Source organism: Paraburkholderia phytofirmans OLGA172 (assembly GCF_001634365.1).
Lineage (GTDB): Bacteria > Pseudomonadota > Gammaproteobacteria > Burkholderiales > Burkholderiaceae > Paraburkholderia.
Genome location: NZ_CP014579.1, coordinates 1,434,249 through 1,451,073 on the forward strand (window position 1 = coordinate 1,434,249; position 16,825 = coordinate 1,451,073).

At 59.3% G+C, this 16,825-nt stretch carries 19 protein-coding genes; 16 read left to right on the plus strand and 3 right to left on the minus strand.

The window, feature by feature from the left end:
- The first annotated feature begins 131 nt into the window (after nt 1-131).
- Both AYM40_RS26500 and AYM40_RS26505 read left to right on the plus strand, forming a co-directional pair.
- Nucleotides 132-1,184 carry an alpha/beta fold hydrolase gene (locus tag AYM40_RS26500; RefSeq protein WP_063499123.1) on the plus strand — a complete coding sequence of 351 codons (1,053 nt, stop codon included), beginning with the start codon at nt 132-134 and terminating at the stop codon, nt 1,182-1,184.
- 188 nt (nt 1,185-1,372) lie between these two features.
- Nucleotides 1,373-1,693 (plus strand): EthD family reductase, encoded by a 321-nt coding sequence (locus tag AYM40_RS26505; protein ID WP_063500713.1) that lies wholly within the window; start codon nt 1,373-1,375, stop codon nt 1,691-1,693.
- A gap of 73 nt (nt 1,694-1,766) precedes the next feature.
- Here AYM40_RS26505 and AYM40_RS26510 read toward each other — a convergent pair whose 3' ends face one another.
- Nucleotides 1,767-2,372 carry a TetR/AcrR family transcriptional regulator gene (locus AYM40_RS26510; protein ID WP_082855319.1) on the minus strand — a complete coding sequence of 202 codons (606 nt, stop codon included), beginning with the start codon at nt 2,370-2,372 and terminating at the stop codon, nt 1,767-1,769.
- Between the two features lie 183 nt (nt 2,373-2,555).
- Here AYM40_RS26510 and AYM40_RS26515 point away from each other — a divergent pair, with 183 nt between their 5' ends.
- From AYM40_RS26515 to AYM40_RS26580, 14 genes are all read left to right on the plus strand, one after another.
- Nucleotides 2,556-3,380 (plus strand): alpha/beta fold hydrolase, encoded by an 825-nt coding sequence (locus AYM40_RS26515; RefSeq protein ID WP_181448465.1) that lies wholly within the window; start codon nt 2,556-2,558, stop codon nt 3,378-3,380.
- A 5-nt stretch (nt 3,381-3,385) separates the two neighbouring features.
- Nucleotides 3,386-3,682, plus strand: a complete 297-nt coding sequence (locus tag AYM40_RS26520) for an extradiol ring-cleavage dioxygenase (RefSeq protein WP_063499125.1) — start codon at nt 3,386-3,388, stop codon at nt 3,680-3,682.
- Nucleotides 3,683-3,699: 17 nt separating this feature from the next.
- Nucleotides 3,700-4,539, plus strand: a complete 840-nt coding sequence (locus AYM40_RS26525) for a protocatechuate 3,4-dioxygenase (protein WP_063499126.1) — start codon at nt 3,700-3,702, stop codon at nt 4,537-4,539.
- Between the two features lie 13 nt (nt 4,540-4,552).
- On the plus strand, nt 4,553-4,894 hold the full coding sequence (locus AYM40_RS26530; protein WP_063499127.1) for a non-heme iron oxygenase ferredoxin subunit: 342 nt from the start codon (nt 4,553-4,555) through the stop codon (nt 4,892-4,894).
- Nucleotides 4,895-4,905: 11 nt separating this feature from the next.
- Nucleotides 4,906-6,306, plus strand: coding sequence for a Rieske 2Fe-2S domain-containing protein (locus tag AYM40_RS26535; protein WP_063499128.1), 1,401 nt, complete (start codon nt 4,906-4,908; stop codon nt 6,304-6,306).
- The gene (locus AYM40_RS26540; RefSeq protein ID WP_082855320.1) at nt 6,303-6,854 is read left to right on the plus strand and encodes a 3-phenylpropionate/cinnamic acid dioxygenase subunit beta; all 552 of its coding nucleotides are present in this window, start codon (nt 6,303-6,305) and stop codon (nt 6,852-6,854) included. Before AYM40_RS26535 ends, AYM40_RS26540 begins: the two co-directional genes overlap by 4 nt.
- A gap of 2 nt (nt 6,855-6,856) precedes the next feature.
- Nucleotides 6,857-7,669, plus strand: a complete 813-nt coding sequence (gene hcaB, locus AYM40_RS26545; protein ID WP_063499129.1) for a 3-(cis-5,6-dihydroxycyclohexa-1,3-dien-1-yl)propanoate dehydrogenase — start codon at nt 6,857-6,859, stop codon at nt 7,667-7,669.
- Nucleotides 7,670-7,692: 23 nt separating this feature from the next.
- The gene (locus tag AYM40_RS26550) at nt 7,693-8,727 is read left to right on the plus strand and encodes an NAD(P)H-dependent flavin oxidoreductase (RefSeq protein ID WP_063499130.1); all 1,035 of its coding nucleotides are present in this window, start codon (nt 7,693-7,695) and stop codon (nt 8,725-8,727) included.
- On the plus strand, nt 8,724-9,506 hold the full coding sequence (locus AYM40_RS26555; RefSeq protein ID WP_063499131.1) for a 2-keto-4-pentenoate hydratase: 783 nt from the start codon (nt 8,724-8,726) through the stop codon (nt 9,504-9,506). The genes AYM40_RS26550 and AYM40_RS26555 overlap by 4 nt, the downstream gene beginning before the upstream one ends.
- Before the next feature lie 107 nt (nt 9,507-9,613).
- Nucleotides 9,614-11,467 carry a feruloyl-CoA synthase gene (locus tag AYM40_RS26560; RefSeq protein WP_063499132.1) on the plus strand — a complete coding sequence of 618 codons (1,854 nt, stop codon included), beginning with the start codon at nt 9,614-9,616 and terminating at the stop codon, nt 11,465-11,467.
- A 24-nt stretch (nt 11,468-11,491) separates the two neighbouring features.
- Entirely contained in the window at nt 11,492-12,433 is a 942-nt protein-coding gene (locus AYM40_RS26565; RefSeq protein WP_063499133.1) for an acetaldehyde dehydrogenase (acetylating), read from the plus strand.
- A gap of 12 nt (nt 12,434-12,445) precedes the next feature.
- Complete coding sequence (gene dmpG / locus AYM40_RS26570; protein WP_063499134.1) at nt 12,446-13,486, plus strand: 4-hydroxy-2-oxovalerate aldolase; 1,041 nt, start codon at nt 12,446-12,448, stop codon at nt 13,484-13,486.
- An 11-nt stretch (nt 13,487-13,497) separates the two neighbouring features.
- Nucleotides 13,498-14,502, plus strand: a complete 1,005-nt coding sequence (locus AYM40_RS26575; RefSeq protein ID WP_082855321.1) for an FAD-binding oxidoreductase — start codon at nt 13,498-13,500, stop codon at nt 14,500-14,502.
- Nucleotides 14,503-14,637: 135 nt separating this feature from the next.
- Nucleotides 14,638-15,771 (plus strand): porin, encoded by a 1,134-nt coding sequence (locus tag AYM40_RS26580; protein WP_236721097.1) that lies wholly within the window; start codon nt 14,638-14,640, stop codon nt 15,769-15,771.
- Nucleotides 15,772-15,955: 184 nt separating this feature from the next.
- On the opposite strand, the gene AYM40_RS26585 is transcribed toward AYM40_RS26580, so the two are convergent.
- Together AYM40_RS26585 and AYM40_RS42725 are read right to left on the minus strand one after the other, a co-directional pair.
- On the minus strand, nt 15,956-16,348 hold the full coding sequence (locus tag AYM40_RS26585) for a tautomerase family protein (RefSeq protein WP_063499136.1): 393 nt from the start codon (nt 16,346-16,348) through the stop codon (nt 15,956-15,958).
- Nucleotides 16,264-16,602, minus strand: a complete 339-nt coding sequence (locus tag AYM40_RS42725) for a ketopantoate reductase family protein (protein WP_236721098.1) — start codon at nt 16,600-16,602, stop codon at nt 16,264-16,266. The genes AYM40_RS26585 and AYM40_RS42725 overlap by 85 nt, the downstream gene beginning before the upstream one ends.
- Nucleotides 16,603-16,825: the final 223 nt, after the last annotated feature.

Genomic DNA, 16,825 nt, shown 5'->3' on the forward strand with positions numbered 1-16,825 from the left:
GGGCTTGCAGAGCGGCGTGAAGCCGGGTGTGGCGCGCGCATGGGTGTGAATAGCTGACTTCATTCGCCCGTCACGCAGACTGCATCTTGCAGGTTCGACCACCTATCCATCCGGCACTTCAAGGCATCGTCATGATCACCAACACCTATTACGGCCCGGAAGGGCACGGCCCTTACGAGCTGATCGACATCGGCACGCTTGAGCTCGAAGAGGGCGGTTCGATCCCCAACTGCCGACTTGCGGTCGCCATGCACGGCACGCTCAACGCAGCAAAGGACAACGCTATCCTTGTCCCGACCTGGTACTCAGGCACCAGCAAGATCATTGAGCAGGGCTACATCGGACCCGGCCGGGCGCTGGACCCGACGAAATACTTCATCGTCGTCGTCAACCAGATCGGCAACGGGCTGTCGACCTCGCCGCACAACACGAGCTGGGACCAGGCCGGCCCGGGTTTCCCGAAGGTGCGCATCGGCGACGACGTGCGCGCGCAGCATCAGCTGCTGACCGGGAAATTCGGCATCACGCGGCTGGCGCTGGTTGTCGGCGGTTCGATGGGGGCGCAGCAAACCTACGAGTGGGCCGTGCGCTACCCGGAGATGGTGCTTCGCGCGGCGCCTATCGCAGGAACTGCGAAGCTCACCGAGCACAACGCCCTCTTCGTTGAAACGCTGGTCGAGGCAATCATCACCGATCAGGGATTCAAGGGCGGCGACTACGCTACGGCTGCCGAGGTGGCGGCCGGCTTGAAGCGGCACGCGAAGATGTGGACGGTGATGGGTTGGAGCACGGAGTTCTTCCGCGCCGGCCGCCACAGGGCTCTCGGCTTCGATTCGATGCAAGCCTTCGTCGACAACTTCATGACCGGCTACTTTGCACCGATGGACCCGAACGACCTGCTCGCCATGGCCTGGAAGTGGCAGCATGGAGACGTGAGCCGGCACACAGGCGGCGACCTTGCAGTCGCGCTTGGCCGCATCAAGGCGAGGACCTTCGTGATGCCGATCAGCCATGACATGTTCTTCTCGCCAGCGGATTGCGAGGCCGAGCAGAAGCTCATCCCAGGGAGCGAGTTCCGGCCGATTGCGAGCGTCGACGGACACTTGGCCCTTTTTGGAACCGACGCGGAATGTCTGGCTCAGATCGACCTGCACCTGAAGACCTTGCTGGCTACCTCGGCATGATCACGGAGCTGACTACCGGAGGTGACTGGTTGGTGAGGCCCGATCGCTTCTGGCGCGCGCGAGGCATGGTCTCCCGGCAACCCGTGGCCGTTGTCGACGATGATGTATGCTGTACGACAGTTGCAAATCGTTCATGTGTTGGACCCCAACGTTTTGGGGGCACACTTTCTGCCACTTGGAGACCCATGATGATCAAGGTTAGTGTCATGTATGCGAACACGCCTGGCGCCCGCTTCGACCACCAGTACTACCGCGACAAGCATATGCCATTGCTCAAGAAGCGCATGGGCGAAGCGTGTTTGTACTACACCGTTGATAAAGGGCTTGCAGGCGGTGCACCCGGCCAACCACCAACATACATTGCCATGTGCCACTTTTTCTGCGACTCGGTTGAGTCCTTTCAGGCTGCGTTCGGGCCGCATGCGAAAGAGATCATGGATGACGTAGCCAACTACACCGACTTGGCGCCAACACTTCAGATAAGCGAAGTGGTAGTAGAGCGCGCTTGACACGAACGGCGGTTCGCCGGTCCACTCGCCCCCTGCGCCGTCCAGGCGGCGCGAGGACGGCGACGGGACATCGTCACGGCGTCTCTGCTCCATTCAGCGGAGTCAGCAGCAGTTTTTCCATAAAAGCACGCCGGTCGTCTTTCTGCTTCGCAGTGCCCTGCTGTGAAAGCAGCGATTCTGAAAGCTCGTAGCTGTAGAGCGCAAACGCTCGAGACTTCGCTTCAGTCGCGCTAAATCCGAGAGCCCGAAAGCATTGGGTGATGTAGGTCAGGCGCTTGGCGTCGACTTCATCCAGCACGCTTCTCGCGGCGTCGTCCCGACGTGCCCACGCCCGAATTGCCAATTCTGTCGCCGCCGCTTCCTTGGCCGACGCGCCGCGAAACGGGAGTGTCAGGAGGTCGCGAATCAGTTCGCGAGCAGACAGTCCGCGGCTTTCGAAGCGGAAGATGATCTGTTCGGTCGCTGCGTCCCGCCAGGCGGTCAACATACGCCGTATCAAGTCGTCGCGGTCCTTGAAATGCCAGTAGAAGCTGCCTTTGGTGACGCCCATCTCTTTGGCGAGCACTTCCACGCGGACGGCGTCGATGCTGCGGCTTTGCAAAACCCGCTGCGCCGCGTGAATCCAATCGTCCGGGCCGAACTGCCCGCGACCGCTCTGAGTAGCTTTTGTCTCTGCCATATTGGCTCCGGAAAACACGCATTTTACCGCCATTCAATTTGCGGGCCGGTACGCACTCCGACGAATTTCCGTCGTGCGTTCCGTCGTGCGTAGTCGCCGCCTGCCGCGTTAACCCCAGGCTTCAAATCATTGACGTTATTTAACGTCGCTTCTAACATACGCATACGTATGGGTATGGAGGAAATGATGGCAAATCTGGAAGGCGTGGGTAAAGAGCTGGTTGCGGCCGAGCATCGGACGAATTACTTCGACGAGGGGCGCGGTAAGCCGCTGTTCTTGTTGCACGGTTCGGGTCCCGGCGTGTCGGGCTGGACGAACTGGAAAGGTGTCATGCCCGATCTGGCGGAAAAATTCCGCGTGATCGTGCCGGACATTGCCGGCTTCGGCTTCACAGAGTTCAAGGAAGGCACCCAGTACGACATCAAGCTGTGGGTGCGGCATCTTGTGGGCATCATGGATGCGCTTGGTATCGAGAAGGCGTCATTCGTCGGCAATTCGTTCGGCGGCGCGCTCTCGCTGGGCCTCGCCGTTTTCGATCCGTCGCGGGTCGAGCGCATCGTGCTCCTCGGCACACCCGCAGGGGAGTTCGAACAAACGCCCGGTCTTCGCTCAGCGTGGCAATACGAGCCGTCGCTTGAAAACATGGAGCAAACCATGCGGCTGTTCCCGTTCGACCAGTCGATTATCACGCCGGAGATGGTCAAGTCGCGTTACGAGGCGAGCGCGCGCCCGGGGGCGCAGGACGCGTTGCGCAAGCTGATTCCGAAACCGAATGCCGAAGGCCCGACGATGGTCAAGGGATTCCCCGAGCACGTCGTCGCAAAGATTCAAGCGCCTACGCTGGTGCTGCATGGTCGTGAAGACCGCGTCGTCCCGCCAGCTTGCGGGCAGTTGCTCGCCCGTGCGATTCCTCGCGCCGATCTGCATCTGTTTGGACAGTGCGGTCATTGGGTGCAAACCGAGCGTCGTGCGGATTTCCTGCGCCTCGTGACAGCCTTCTGTGAATAACTGCCATGAGCCGCAACGTACTCGAGCGTGTGCTCCATCAATTGAGCGTCGATCGTGCCGCCAAACAGCGCTTTCGTGAAGACGCCGAGGGTTTTCTCCGGCGCTTCGCGCTCAGCGACGACGAGCGCCAGATGGTCCTCGACTTCAACGTCCTCGCGCTCCAGACGGCGGGCGTGAATCCTATGCTGACAATGGGCTTCTGGCAGGAGCTATCGCCCAACCGCGATATGCGTGCGTACATGGCGCGTCTTCGTCCCGTGAGCGATGGTGAGGCCGTGCACGTAGCGGCACTCAAACAATAGAGAGGGAGAAAGCCGACATGGCAAAAGTAGTAGGTGGCTTTCTCGTGCCACATGACCCGGTGATGTTCGTCGCGCCGGACGCTCCTAAGCAGGAGGTCCGTGACCGCATGTGGAAGGCATTCGACACCTGCGCAGAACGGCTCGCGGAGTTGCGGCCGACCAGTGTGGTGATCGTCGGCGCCGACCATTACATGCTCTTCGGGACGAACTGTCTGCCGAGCTTTCTCATTGGTACTGGCGACGTCGATGGACCACTGGATGCTCTCCCTGGCTTGAAGCGGGGAGTGATACCGGATAGCGCGCCCCTGGCGCAACACATCGCGGAACACGGTTTGGCGAATGGCTACGACTGGGCAGTTGCTCGAGCATTGACGGTTGACCACTCTGTGAGCATCCCGAATCAACTGATTGTTCAGCCACTTCGAGAGGCGGGTGCGCGAGTGGGAACCATTCCGGTTTATCTCGCCGCGGGTGTCGACCCATACATTCGCTTGACCCGGGCTGTTTCGCTCGGTCGCGCGATCCGGGAAGCCGTTGACGCTTGGCCGGACGACGAACGGGTTGCCGTAATCGGCAGCGGTGGTATCAGCCACTGGGTCGGCACGGCGGATATGGGCCGCGTCAACGAAGCTTTCGATCGCGAGATTCTCGACTACGCGACTAGCTGTGACGTGGACGCGATCGCGCGCTTGAGTGATGAGTACATCCTCAAGAACGGCGGAAACGGCGGTATGGAAATTCGCAATTGGGCGTGCGCGATGGGTGCGCTCGCGGGGGCGCGTGGCGAGGTCATCGACTACGCACCTGTTCCAGAATGGGTCACCGGGCTCGGCTTCGTCCAGCTGCATCTGCAATAACGGAGTGTGTTTTATGAACAAGGTCTTTCTGCTCAAGCGCGAAGAACTCGCGCCTGGCGAGATGCGTAAGGTCGAAGGCAGCGGTTGTCCACTAGCCGTCTACAACCTGGAAGGTCGTTTCTATGCGACCAGCGACACTTGCACCCACGCAACCGCGTCGCTTTCGGCAGGGGAGATTGTCGACGGCGACCTGATTGCGTGCCCGGTCCACGACGGACAGTTCCATATTCCGACAGGCCAGGCCGTTGCATTTCCATGCACTGTCGACCTGCGTACGTATCGGGTCATCGAGGAAGGCGACGAAGTATTCGCCGATCTGGATGCCGAGTCGGAAGACGCGGTTTCATCGGTCTGAAGGAGGCGCAGATGTCACATGATTGCACGGGTGCTTGCCCGCGACTCAAGCGCGACGCGGCAAGCGAGCCGCTTTCCTACCTCGACCGGTTGATCGACCTCGAGAAAGGCAGCCTTTCGCGCCGAGTCTACTGGGATCACCAGATTTACGAGCAGGAACTCGAAAAGATCTTTGCCCGGAGCTGGCTCTTTCTCGCCCACGAATCGCAATTGCCGAAGGCGGGCGATTATCTCACCACGTATATGGCGGAAGATAATGTCATTGTCGTTCGCCAGAAAGATGGGTCGATCAAGGCGTTCCTGAATACCTGCCCGCACCGCGGTAACAAGCTGAATTTCACGGACGCGGGAAATGCGCGGAGTTTCGTCTGTAATTACCACGGCTGGAGTTTCGGCATTGACGGTGAATTGCGCGGCATGGCAGGTCAGGAGCTCTTCGACGCAAGTGGCATGAAGGCTAGCGAACATGGACTCCATCCTGTCGCACAGGTGGCATCGTATAAGGGACTCGTGTTCGGCAACATGGACGCGGATGCGCCGCCGCTCGACGAGTGGTTGGGTGATTTCCGCTTCTATCTCGACGTGTTGCTCGATATGGACGGGCAGGGCACGGAGTTCGTCGGCGGCTGTGTGAAGTCCGTCATCAATTGCAACTGGAAGGTGCCGGTCGAGAATTTTATCGGTGACATCTACCACGCGCTCTGGACTCACGATTCCGCTGCTCGTGCGATGCTCGGCGGCCCCGTCTCCGACGTGTACCGCGACCCCGACTCTTATCACGTAAATTTCAACGGCCACGGATGGGAGTTCAACCTTGATGTCGTCGGCAATGCGGCGACTTTGGGCGATAAGGAAATCCGCAAGTATCTGTACGGCATTCAGCCTACGGTGGCGCAGCGGTTAGGCGAGTTCCGCTCGAAGATGATCGGCTCAATTTCCTCGGTCAGCGTATTTCCGAATCTCTCGTTTCTGCCGGGCCAGAACACATTCCGTGTCTGGCACCCACGCGGTCCAGGAAAGATCGAACTGCATACGTGGACCATCGTGAATCGCAGCGCTCCGCAGGAAATCAAGGACCGCTGGATCAAGGGCACGATGATGACGTTCTCGCCGTCAGGTGTGTTTGAAATGGACGATGGAGAAAATTTCGAGTTCTCGACGCGCACCAACGCGGGTTTCGTCACCCGTCAGCAGGAACTGTACATGGGCCTCGGTCTTGGCTCGCGTCTTACGGATACGGAACTGCCGGGCAACGTCTTCCGCAACCAGGTGAACGAGGCGAACCATCGCGCTTTCTACCAGCGTTGGGCAGACCTGATGGGCGCCCGCTCGTGGGACGAAGTGCCGAAGCGCGATAAGGCTGGGTTGCCCGAGAGCGCGTTTCAACACGAGGACAGCAAGGTAAGCGCATGAACGCAAATGTCAAAGCTGAATTCGTCTCCGACGATGAGAGACTGGTCGAGCGCGAACTCGCACATCGAATCGAACAGTTTCTGTTCCGCGAGGCCCGTCTGCTCGACAGCGAGCGGTGGGAAGAATGGCTCGCGCTCATGACGCCCGACATTCACTACTGGATGCCAGCGATCGAGAATCGCAGAAGGGCAGACCGGCTGGGCTCATACGCGCCCGGACGTGGGGCGTATTTCGACGATTGCCATCTCGACCTCGAACGCCGCGTGGCTCGTTTCATGCAGCCGTCGGCGTGGGCAGAAGATCCGCCGACGCGGCATGTCCACGTCATCAGCAATGTTGAAGCGTGTCGCGCGGAGAAGGATGGAGAGTACGTCGTTCATTCGGTGTTCGTGAATTATCGAAGCCGGGGTGAAGCGGACAACGATTTGCTGCTGGGCCGTCGCGAGGATCTTCTTCGTGAAGTCGACGGTGCACTGCGTATCGCGCGTCGAAAAGTCATCATCACGCAGTCTCTGCTGATGTCGAAAAACATCAACACATTCTTCTGACCATGGGCTGGCTAAACGATGATGTCGCGCTTGTAACGGGCGCAAATTCCGGCATCGGACTCGCAGTGGTTCGCCGCTTCCTGGCCGAAGGTGCGCAGGGCGTGGGTGTTCTGATTCGCAACGCCGCGCAGGCCGACTCCATGTACGAAGAGTTCGGCGGCAAGATCGTGGTGACCGTCGGCGACGTGCGCTCTCCGGAGGCCAACGCCGAGGCTGTGGATGCGACCTTGCGCAAGTTCGGAAAGCTCGACACGCTGGTTGGCAATGCAGGCGTGTGGGACCACTTCGCGGCGCTGCGCAAGTTCGACGGTCCCACGCTGAAGGCAACCTTCGAAGAGGTCTTCGGCGTCAATGTGCTGGGTTATATGCTCGCCGCCCATGCTGCCGCCCCTGCGCTGCGGGAAAGCCGCGGGAGCATGATTTTCACGCTCTCGAATGCGAGCTTCTACGCGGGAGGCGGCGGTCCTGTGTACGTCGCGTCCAAGCACGCGTGCGTGGGTCTCATCAAGCAATTGGCCTATGAACTTGCGCCGGATGTTCGCGTGAATGGAGTTGCTCCGGGTGGGACCGTTACACCACTCAAGGGACCGCAATCGCTGGGGCGGGAGAATGATCGACTGTCGGATATTCCCGGTTTCGCGGATGCGGTGGCGGATGCCGTGCCGCTCGGCTTCATCGCGCAACCCGAAGACCACACCGGTCACTATGTGCTTCTAGCGTCCCGAACCAACTCGCCAGCGACGACCGCGGCGATTCTCCAAAGTGATGGTGGCTGGGAAATTCGTGGGCGCCCCGCGCGCAGGAAAGCACCGTAACGCAAACCGCTTATCGGAACATCATGCTAGAAAAGTCTACAGCTCCCCAACTTCGCGAATTGTTCGCGCAAACTCGCCTTCCGGTTATGGCGGCTCCGATGTTCCTCGTCTCGAGTCCGGAACTCGTCATCGAGGCGTCGCGAGCGGGTATCGTTGGCACGTATGCGGCGCCGAACGCGCGCAATATTAGCGCGCTCGACGATGCACTGAGCGCGATCGCGGCCGGTGCAGCTCTCGGCGGCACTGCGCCGTGGGCACTTAACATGATCGTTCACAGCAGCTACGACCGCTTTGACGCCGAGCTCGAACTGGTGCTTCGCTATCAGCCGAAAATTGTCACCACGGCGCTGGGCAGCCCCCGTCGTGTTCTCGATCACGTTCATGGCTACGGCGGATTTGTGATGGCCGACGTGGCCACCCCGGCGATGGCTCGCAAGGCAGTCGAGGCTGGTGTGGATGGCCTCATTCTCGTGTGTTCTGGCGCCGGCGGCCACACGGGCACCTACCACCCGTTCTCCTTTGTCGACGAAGTGCGCAGGTTCTGGAGCGGCCCGCTCGGGCTCGCGGGCGCTGTCTCGACCGGTGCTCACACGCGTGCCGCGCAGCAGATTGGCGCCGATTTCGCGGTTCTCGGCACCCGCTTCATCGCGGCCGAGGAAAGCATGGCGCAGCCCGCTTACCGGGACATGCTGGTGGATAGCAACATGGAGGACCTGGTCGCTTCGAAGGCAGTCTCGGGGGTGCTGGCGAACTGGCTGCGTCCCACACTGGAGCGGGCAGGGCTTGCCGCGGTGGAGGTCAGCGAAGCGAAGAAGATCGACTTCTCCGGCGACATCAGCACGGCGCCGAAGGCGTGGAAGGACGTATGGTCGGCTGGTCACGGCGTGGGTGCGGTGACGGCGGTTGAGCCGCTCTCGAAGATCGTGGATCGTCTTGCGCAAGAGTACGCGGAGTGTCTCGCTGCTGAACGTGAAGCGATCGAGCGGCTTTCACGGCAGGTCCAAGGCTGGAAATCGGCAGTCGTGGCGGTGAACTGCAACGAAGGAGCGATGCAATGACCGAAGAGCGCATCGAACAGGCTGCTACAGTGCTGCGCCAGGCGAGACAGGCGCGCACAACCATTCCGCGCATTTCCGAAACGTTCGGCATTGAAGGCATTGACGCAGCGTATGCGGTCGCGGAGATCAATACACGGGCGGCTGTGGCGGCCGGCAGCAGGGTTATCGGTAAGAAAATCGGCTTGACCTCGAAGGCGGTTCAGCAACAACTGGGCGTTGATCAACCGGACTTCGGAGTGCTCTTCGATGACATGGAATATCTGACCGGCGCTGTGGTGCCGGCCGGTCGCCTTATTCAACCCAAGGCGGAAGCGGAGATTGCTTTTGTGTTCGGGCGCGATCTCGATGACGAGGTCATCAGTTGGGGACGCTTTCTGCAAGGTGTGGAGTACGTCTTGCCCGCAATCGAAATTGTCGACAGCGTTATCAACGACTGGAAGATAACGCTCGTCGACACGATTGCAGATAATGCATCTTGTGGCGTCTATGTGCTCGGAGACACGCCGCATCGCATTTCCGACGTTGATCTCGTCGCATGTCAGATGCGTTGCATCGTGAATGGAGACCTGGCATCCCAAGGTTCCGGTGCCGCATGCCTGGGCAATCCGCTCTATGCGGCGTGGTGGCTCGCCAAAACGCTCGCGATACGCAATCAGCCGTTACGCGCAGGCGACGTGGTGCTTTCAGGTGCGCTCGGTCCGATGGTTGCGGTATCCAGTGGCGCCCAGATCGACGTTCAGATTGATGGCCTTGGATCGGTTTCCTGCAGCCTCGGTTAGTCATCCGATAGACGCAGTGGATGGAGGAGAGACGAAATGAACAACAAGAATGGCGCAGTTGCTAGCGCGCCCATTCATCGGCGCGTTGATGCCGCAATGGAGACAGCATGTTGACCGGCGTTTACCAGCAATCACCGCTCGCGCGCCCTGGCGCATTGGCGATTCCACATATTATTCGCGAGGACCGGGACGATGGCAGCTTCGTGCTGCGGTCGGCTGACCTTCTCCAACCCTATCATCGCCGGGTCGGAGAATGGCTGATTGAATGGGCCCGGAAGACCCCCAGTGCCACGTTCATTGCCGAGCGTGACCTCGACAATTCACGGAATACCTGGCGCGAGGTCAGTTATGCGACTGCCTTCGACAAGGTGCGCCGACTGGGGCAGGCATTACTCAACCTCAAGGTGCCTGCGGGTACGGCTGTTGTCGCTTTGTCGGACAACAGTGTCAATCTTGCGCTGCTGTCGTTGGCAGCGATGCATGTTGGCATACCGATCGCAATCGTATCGTCAGCGTATTCACGCGCGGCCTCGGATCACACAAAGCTGCACGCCATGCTCGACCAGCTCACGCCGGCAGTGATTTACGCGGAGGACGGCGAGGTCTATGGTCGCGCAATCGAGAGCTATGTCGGTCGCTGCCATGTGGTCTACACGCGTAACGTTCGGTCGGGCGCTATCTCGTTCTCCGATCTGGAATCGGGAGCGCCGACGGATGCTGTGGAGCGGGCGTTCCTTCGAGTCACCCCTCAAACTCCCGCTCGCTTATTGCTGACATCGGGTTCGACTGGGAAGCCGAAGGTTGTCGTCACCACACACGACATGCTGTGCGCGAACCAGCAAATGATTGCGCAGTGCTGGCGCTTTGTCGACCAGGCGCAACCTGTCGTGCTCGACTGGTTACCGTGGAGTCACACGTTTGGCGCCAACCACAATTTCAACCTGATTCTGCGGAACGGCGGTTCGCTTTATATCGACGATGGCCGGCCAGTGCCGGGGATGATCGAGCGCACTGTGCAGAACCTGAAGGACGTTCGCCCGACCTTGTTCTTCAACGTGCCGCGAGGATTCGACGCGCTGTTACCTTTGCTGGAGAGAGACCCCGAGGCTGCCTCGGCGCTCTTCGAGCGGCTCGACATGCTTTTTTTCGCTGCTGCTGCGCTTCCGCAGAAGACAGCGGACCGGGTTCGCGCCCTCTCTTTGGCCGTGCGAGACGACCCAGTGTTCCTGACGACCGAGTGGGGTGCGACCGAGACCTCGCCGGTCATTACGAGCGCGCACTTTTCGACTGTGGATTCGCGCAACATCGGCGTTCCCGTTCCGGGTGTCGAGCTCAAGTTCGTGCCGTGTCAGGACAAGCTTGAGATGCGGGTTCGCGGACCATCTGTGTTTTCCACTTACAGGGACGATCCTGAGCGTACTGAAGCCGCATTCGACGAGGAACGGTTTTACTGCATTGGCGACGCCGGCCGTCTTGCCGATCCGGACGACCCCAACTGCGGCGTGATTTTTGACGGCCGCATCGCGGAAGATTTCAAGCTGACCACCGGCACATGGGTTTCCGTCGGCACACTTCGCGTTCGCGTTGTTTCAGCACTGAATCCGTACGTTATGGACGCTGTAGTGACCGGACACGACCGCGACGAAGTTGGCTTGCTGCTTTTTCCATCCGGAGCTCTGCGTGCGCTGGCATGCGACCACGCCTCGAAAATGAACGGCGAAGAACTCGCGGCGTGCGAAGAGGTGCGACAACTTCTTACCCGGGCATTGTGTGATTTCGGTGCGGGCCTTGGGTCATCACAGAGACCTATGCGTGCAGTGCTGCTCTCCACACCGCCGTCTCTCGAGCTGGGTGAAATCACCGATAAAGGCTACGTCAACCAGCGTGCAGTGCTAACACTGCGAGCAGCGGAAGTCGAACGCCTTTACTCCAATCATCATGCTGTTATCCGCGTGCGCTAGTGCAATCCGGACCAGGAGAGTTATATGAAACTTAAAGCAGCCATCATTGGCTCGGGCAACATCGGCACCGACTTGATGATCAAGATCATGCGCCATAGTCAGCATATAGAAATGGCCGCGATGGTTGGCATCGACCCCAACTCGGATGGCCTCGCGCGGGCCGCTCGCCTGGGCATAGCAACGACGCACGATGGTGTCGAAGGCCTGACACGTCTGCCTGTCTTCGACGACATCGATTTCGTGTTTGATGCGACCTCCGCGGGCGCACACGTCAAAAACGATGCACTCCTGCGCGGATTGAAACCGTCGATTCGCGTGATTGACCTCACGCCGGCCGCAATCGGCCCATATTGCGTACCGGTAGTCAACCTCGACACGCACATCGACGCGCCTAATGTCAACATGGTGACGTGCGGTGGCCAGGCGACGATTCCTGTCGTAGCGGCCGTATCGCGCATCGTAAAGGTGCACTACGCGGAAATCGTCGCGTCCATCAGCAGTAAATCGGCGGGGCCTGGCACGCGCGCGAACATCGACGAATTCACCGAGACCACCTCCAAAGCAATCGAGGCGGTCGGCGGGGCGGCGAAGGGTAAGGCAATCATCGTGCTCAATCCGGCCGAGCCTCCGATGATGATGCGCGACACGGTCTACACCCTGTCCGACTTTGCGGATAGAGAAAAGGTCGAGCAATCAATCGAAGAAACGGTCGCGAAGGTGCATGCCTACGTACCAGGCTATCGACTCAAGCAGAAGGTGCAGTTCGACGAGATTCCCGCCAATGCACCGCTCAACATTCCGGGCCTTGGCAGATTCGCGGGCCTCAAGACTTCGGTGTTCCTCGAAGTGGAAGGCGCCGCGCATTATCTGCCCGCGTACGCAGGCAATCTCGACATCATGACTTCAGCCGCACTCGCGACCGCCGAGAGGATGGCGCAGACGCTTCTGAGCGTACAAGGCGTTTAAGGAGCAACGACCATGAACAAGAAACTTTATATCTCGGATGTGACGCTGCGCGACGGTAGCCACGCGATTCGCCATCAGTATTCGATCCAGAATGTGCAGGATATTGCGCAAGCGTTGGATAAGGCGAAAGTCGACAGCATCGAAGTCGCGCACGGCGATGGCCTTCAAGGGTCAAGTTTCAACTACGGCTTTGGCGCGTTCAGCGACCTGGAGTGGATCGAGGCTGTCGCGGACGTAGTCAAGCATTCGAAGATCGCGACGCTGTTGCTACCCGGTATCGGCACGATTCACGACCTGAAGGCAGCCTATCAGGCAGGCGCTCGCATCGTTCGCGTCGCAACGCATTGCACTGAAGCCGACATCTCGAAGCAGCACATCGAATACGCGCGCGAACTAGGCATGGATACAGTCGGCTTTCTGATGATGAGCCATATGACCACGCCGGAAAATCTCGCAGTCGAAGCAAAGAAAATGGAATGCTACGGCGCGACCTGCATTTACGTGGTCGATTCCGGTGGGGCATTGACGATGAACGACGTACGCGATCGATTCCGTGCCGTAAAACAGGTTCTCAAACCCGAAACTCAGACCGGCATGCACGCGCACCACAACCTTTCGCTGGGCGTTGCCAATTCCATCGTAGCGGTGGAAGAAGGCTGTGACCGAATAGATGCCTCGCTCGCGGGCATGGGCGCTGGCGCCGGCAACGCGCCGCTCGAGGTGTTCATCGCCGCGGCGGAGCGTATGGGGTGGAATCACGGAACTGACCTCTACACGCTGATGGACGCTGCCGACGATATTGTTCGCCCATTGCAGGACCGTCCGGTCCGCGTTGACCGGGAAACACTTGCTCTCGGCTACGCTGGCGTCTATTCGAGCTTCCTGCGTCACTCGGAAGTGGCGGCGAAGAAGTACGGCCTTAAGACCGTGGACATCCTCGTTGAACTCGGCAGACGGCGGATGGTTGGCGGGCAGGAAGACATGATCGTTGACGTGGCTCTCGATTTGACAGCTGAGCGTCAAGCACTAGTGGCAGCAAAGGCGGCTTTGTAATTCGGGAAGAGATGATGACGACGTTTGTAGTGAAATTTGAACCGTCGAATGTGGCGTTGCCGTCGGAGAGTGACTCGACCGTGCTCGATACTGCATTAGCTGCCGGATTCTTCCCGAAGCACAGTTGCCGTCGCGGCGAGTGCCGCGCGTGCGAGACCCGCGTCGTTTCAGGTGACGTCCGATATGCCGCGGGTGTAACTCCGGACGGTTTGAAGCCCGGCCATTGCCTGACCTGTCTGGCGATACCCACATCAGACGTCGTCCTCGATGCTCCCGAGGTCGCAAGCGTCCCTGGCCGCCGCATTGTCAAGATGGGCGCCCGCGTGACATCGGTCGATCGCGTTAGCGGGGATGTGGCGGTCGTCCGTGTTCAGACTCCGGCGGGCAGTGATTTTAAGTTCAACCCTGGCCAATATGTCGACGTCGTGTTGCGAGACGGGGCGCGCCGTAGCTATTCGATGGCCAATGTGCCAGCGGACGACGGTCGGGTCGAGTGGCACATTCGTGCCATGCCTGCTGGTCGCTTCTCGCAGCATGTCTACCAGAATCTCAAGGCACGCGATCTTTTGCGTATCGAAGGACCCTTCGGATCGTTCACGTTGCGTGACTCGGAGGCGCCGTTGATTTTCCTTGCCTCGGGTACCGGATACGCGCCTATTGCCTCGATGATGCGCGCTCATGGCGGCAGTCTCGCGAAACGTGGGGCGACATTTTACTGGGGTGGCCGCCGCGAGGAGGACCTGTATGCCATGGAGGAGGCGATGGCGTGGGCGAACTCTGCAGCGAACCTCAAGTTCGTGCCTGTGCTTTCGGATCCTGATGACCAGTGGCGGGGGCGGACCGGCTTCGTACATGAAGCCGTCCAGAAGGATCATCCGGACTTGTCGGGATTCGAGGTGTATGCGTGTGGCAACCCGTTGATGATTGACGCTGCTCGCCACGTATTTCGTACTGAATGTGGTTTGGTGGAGAACAATTTCTTTAACGACTCGTTCGTGACAGCTGTGAATTGGTAGGCAAATCGGTGCCGCAATTTACGAAGCCGAATAATATTTATATAAACTAGGAATACTAACTATATAGATAAATATAACCACAGAACGATCGGTAGAAAAATATAAATTGATTAAAAAATGGATTTGGAGGCAACGATGAAAGCGAAGTATCTCCTCGGCGGTGCGCTTTGCGCAGTCAGTGCATCTTCATTTGCGCAGAGTAGTGTCACCCTTTACGGCATCATCGATACCGGCGTTGAATACGTCTCGCACGCGAATGCGGCTGGCGATGGTATTGTTCGCATGCCATCGATCACCGGCGAAATTCCGTCACGCTGGGGTATCCGCGGCACAGAAGATCTTGGTGGAGGCTACAAGGCGCTCTTCGTTCTGGAGAACGGATTCAACGTCGGGACCGGCTCGATGGGACAGGGCGGTCGACTGTTCGGCCGTCAGAGCTGGGTAGGCATTGATGGCCCATACGGAACACTGTCATTTGGCCGACAGTACACGATGACTTACCTGGCGGTTCTCGACGCCGACGTTATCGGGCCGAACATCTACGGCATGGGCTCGTTGGACTCATACATCCCTAATGCGCGAAGCGACAACTCGATTGCATACCGCGGCAAGTTCGGTGGCCTCACCGTGGGCGCGTCGTATTCATTTGGTCGCGATTCGACCGGAACTGGCAATTCGCCGGGACAGGGTACTTGCGCTGGTCAGGTGCCGGGTGAGATGACGGAATGCCGCTCGTGGTCTGCGATGCTGAAGTACGACGGCCCCTGGTACGGCGGTGCAGCGTCGTATGAGGAGCAGCGCGGTGGTACGGGCGCTGCCGCGAACTTCTTCGATGGCGTCAAACCGCTGCCGCTCACCTCTAACGGTGATAAGGACGACCGCGCGCAAGTTAACAGCTATGTGCGTCTCTACGGCGTGAAGTTGGCCGGCGGCTGGATTGGACGTTGGGTTAATACGGATTCGTCGGCTGGCCCGAATGTTCACTCAAATCTCTTTTACGTTAGTGCCAGCTACCAGATTGTTCCGGATTTCGCGCTTGACGGCGGAGCGTACCGCGTAATCGTAAGCGGTCAGGACGCACGCGCGACGCTTGGTGTTCTGCGCGGGACTTACTTCCTTTCAAAGCAAACGGCGGTTTATCTGCAGGGCGCGTATCTCGCCAACAGCAGCCACGCGAGGTACTCCGCGAGCTCGGGCGGCGGAGGCACCACGCCGGCGCCGGGTCAAGGTCAGGTTGGTGTGATGGCGGGCATCCGTCACATGTTCTGAGTTCGCAGTCGATTTAAGCCTCGCCAGACTTTGGAGAGCGTGCAAAATCTGGCGAGGCACCCAAGGCGGGCCGCTCGAGCATCTGGGCGCTGCACCGGCATCGTGTGGGGTACGGCTGCAGCGCGACTCGATCAGTTCCTCAGCTGTAACGGTGTGGCAGACTGATTACTCTCGCGCCGAGTCGTTATTCGCCGGGAGCGTATTGCATCTCCCCGTTTCCAAACGACCAGTTTTCGCGAGGAACGTCGATCAGGCTGATCCATACATCCTCCTTGCGAATGCCGGTTTTTTCGCTGATTCCGTCGGCGACCGCTTTGTAAAACGCCTTCTTGACTTCAACACTGCGCCCGGCGTTCCAGGTCACCTGGATGAACGTGATGTCGGGGGTGTAGCGGATTCCGAGGTAGCCGTTCTCCGGGTAGACCAACTCATCATTCGAGTGCCGGCTGATGATCTGAAATCTGTCGTCAAGCGGCACGTTGGCAACCGCGATCATCGCGTCGTAGACGACGTCGCTGATGGCTTGAACATTTTCCGCTGGGGTGTTGCTGGATGTGTTGATTCGGACGAGTGGCATAGGGGCCTCCTGGGTAGCAATGGTGTCCGGCGAATGACTCGACGAGTGTCTATGAGGCGCTCGTGCACGTCTCGCCGGCGATAACGTGGGGTGACTCGCGTCCGGGCGGCGGACGCGTGCGAATCGAAGCCGCCAACGCGCTTGGGTTCGTTTGATGCATCGTACGTCAGCGTGAGGCTGTCCGCCCGGGCTTGGATGAGACGCGCCCCGTAGTACGCGCCGATCGCACCTGCACCCAGTACCAGTATCTTCATTAATCAGACCTCAGTGGAAACGACGCTGCGCGAAGTGCTCTGTCGAGCAAGGTACAAGGTATACCTCAGCAATAGAATTTCGTGGCGTGTGCCAGTATATAGCTTCGGCCGCGACGGCAAGCATGATGCGACGACATCCATGCCACCGGAAGGGGCATCGAAAATGATGCGCCTGGACATATATGTGTGGCGCGTACCACCCGTAAAAATCCTCTTGTATGTG

What these genes read in the sequence shown, in the direction of transcription:
- AYM40_RS26575 (WP_082855321.1), top strand. Translation starts at nt 13,498, where the DNA reads ATGATGACGACGTTTGTAGTGAAATTTGAACCGTCGAATGTGGCGTTG.
- AYM40_RS26555 (WP_063499131.1), top strand. Translation starts at nt 8,724, where the DNA reads ATGACCGAAGAGCGCATCGAACAGGCTGCTACAGTGCTGCGCCAGGCG.
- AYM40_RS26585 (WP_063499136.1), bottom strand. Translation starts at nt 16,348, where the DNA reads ATGCCACTCGTCCGAATCAACACATCCAGCAACACCCCAGCGGAAAAT.
- AYM40_RS26505 (WP_063500713.1), top strand. Translation starts at nt 1,373, where the DNA reads ATGATCAAGGTTAGTGTCATGTATGCGAACACGCCTGGCGCCCGCTTC.
- AYM40_RS26550 (WP_063499130.1), top strand. Translation starts at nt 7,693, where the DNA reads ATGCTAGAAAAGTCTACAGCTCCCCAACTTCGCGAATTGTTCGCGCAA.
- AYM40_RS26500 (WP_063499123.1), top strand. Translation starts at nt 132, where the DNA reads ATGATCACCAACACCTATTACGGCCCGGAAGGGCACGGCCCTTACGAG.
- AYM40_RS26535 (WP_063499128.1), top strand. Translation starts at nt 4,906, where the DNA reads ATGTCACATGATTGCACGGGTGCTTGCCCGCGACTCAAGCGCGACGCG.
- dmpG (WP_063499134.1), top strand. Translation starts at nt 12,446, where the DNA reads ATGAACAAGAAACTTTATATCTCGGATGTGACGCTGCGCGACGGTAGC.
- AYM40_RS26510 (WP_082855319.1), bottom strand. Translation starts at nt 2,372, where the DNA reads ATGGCAGAGACAAAAGCTACTCAGAGCGGTCGCGGGCAGTTCGGCCCG.
- AYM40_RS26520 (WP_063499125.1), top strand. Translation starts at nt 3,386, where the DNA reads ATGAGCCGCAACGTACTCGAGCGTGTGCTCCATCAATTGAGCGTCGAT.
- AYM40_RS26515 (WP_181448465.1), top strand. Translation starts at nt 2,556, where the DNA reads ATGATGGCAAATCTGGAAGGCGTGGGTAAAGAGCTGGTTGCGGCCGAG.
- AYM40_RS26540 (WP_082855320.1), top strand. Translation starts at nt 6,303, where the DNA reads ATGAACGCAAATGTCAAAGCTGAATTCGTCTCCGACGATGAGAGACTG.
- AYM40_RS26525 (WP_063499126.1), top strand. Translation starts at nt 3,700, where the DNA reads ATGGCAAAAGTAGTAGGTGGCTTTCTCGTGCCACATGACCCGGTGATG.
- AYM40_RS42725 (WP_236721098.1), bottom strand. Translation starts at nt 16,602, where the DNA reads ATGAAGATACTGGTACTGGGTGCAGGTGCGATCGGCGCGTACTACGGG.
- AYM40_RS26580 (WP_236721097.1), top strand. Translation starts at nt 14,638, where the DNA reads ATGAAAGCGAAGTATCTCCTCGGCGGTGCGCTTTGCGCAGTCAGTGCA.
- AYM40_RS26530 (WP_063499127.1), top strand. Translation starts at nt 4,553, where the DNA reads ATGAACAAGGTCTTTCTGCTCAAGCGCGAAGAACTCGCGCCTGGCGAG.
- hcaB (WP_063499129.1), top strand. Translation starts at nt 6,857, where the DNA reads ATGGGCTGGCTAAACGATGATGTCGCGCTTGTAACGGGCGCAAATTCC.
- AYM40_RS26565 (WP_063499133.1), top strand. Translation starts at nt 11,492, where the DNA reads ATGAAACTTAAAGCAGCCATCATTGGCTCGGGCAACATCGGCACCGAC.
- AYM40_RS26560 (WP_063499132.1), top strand. Translation starts at nt 9,614, where the DNA reads ATGTTGACCGGCGTTTACCAGCAATCACCGCTCGCGCGCCCTGGCGCA.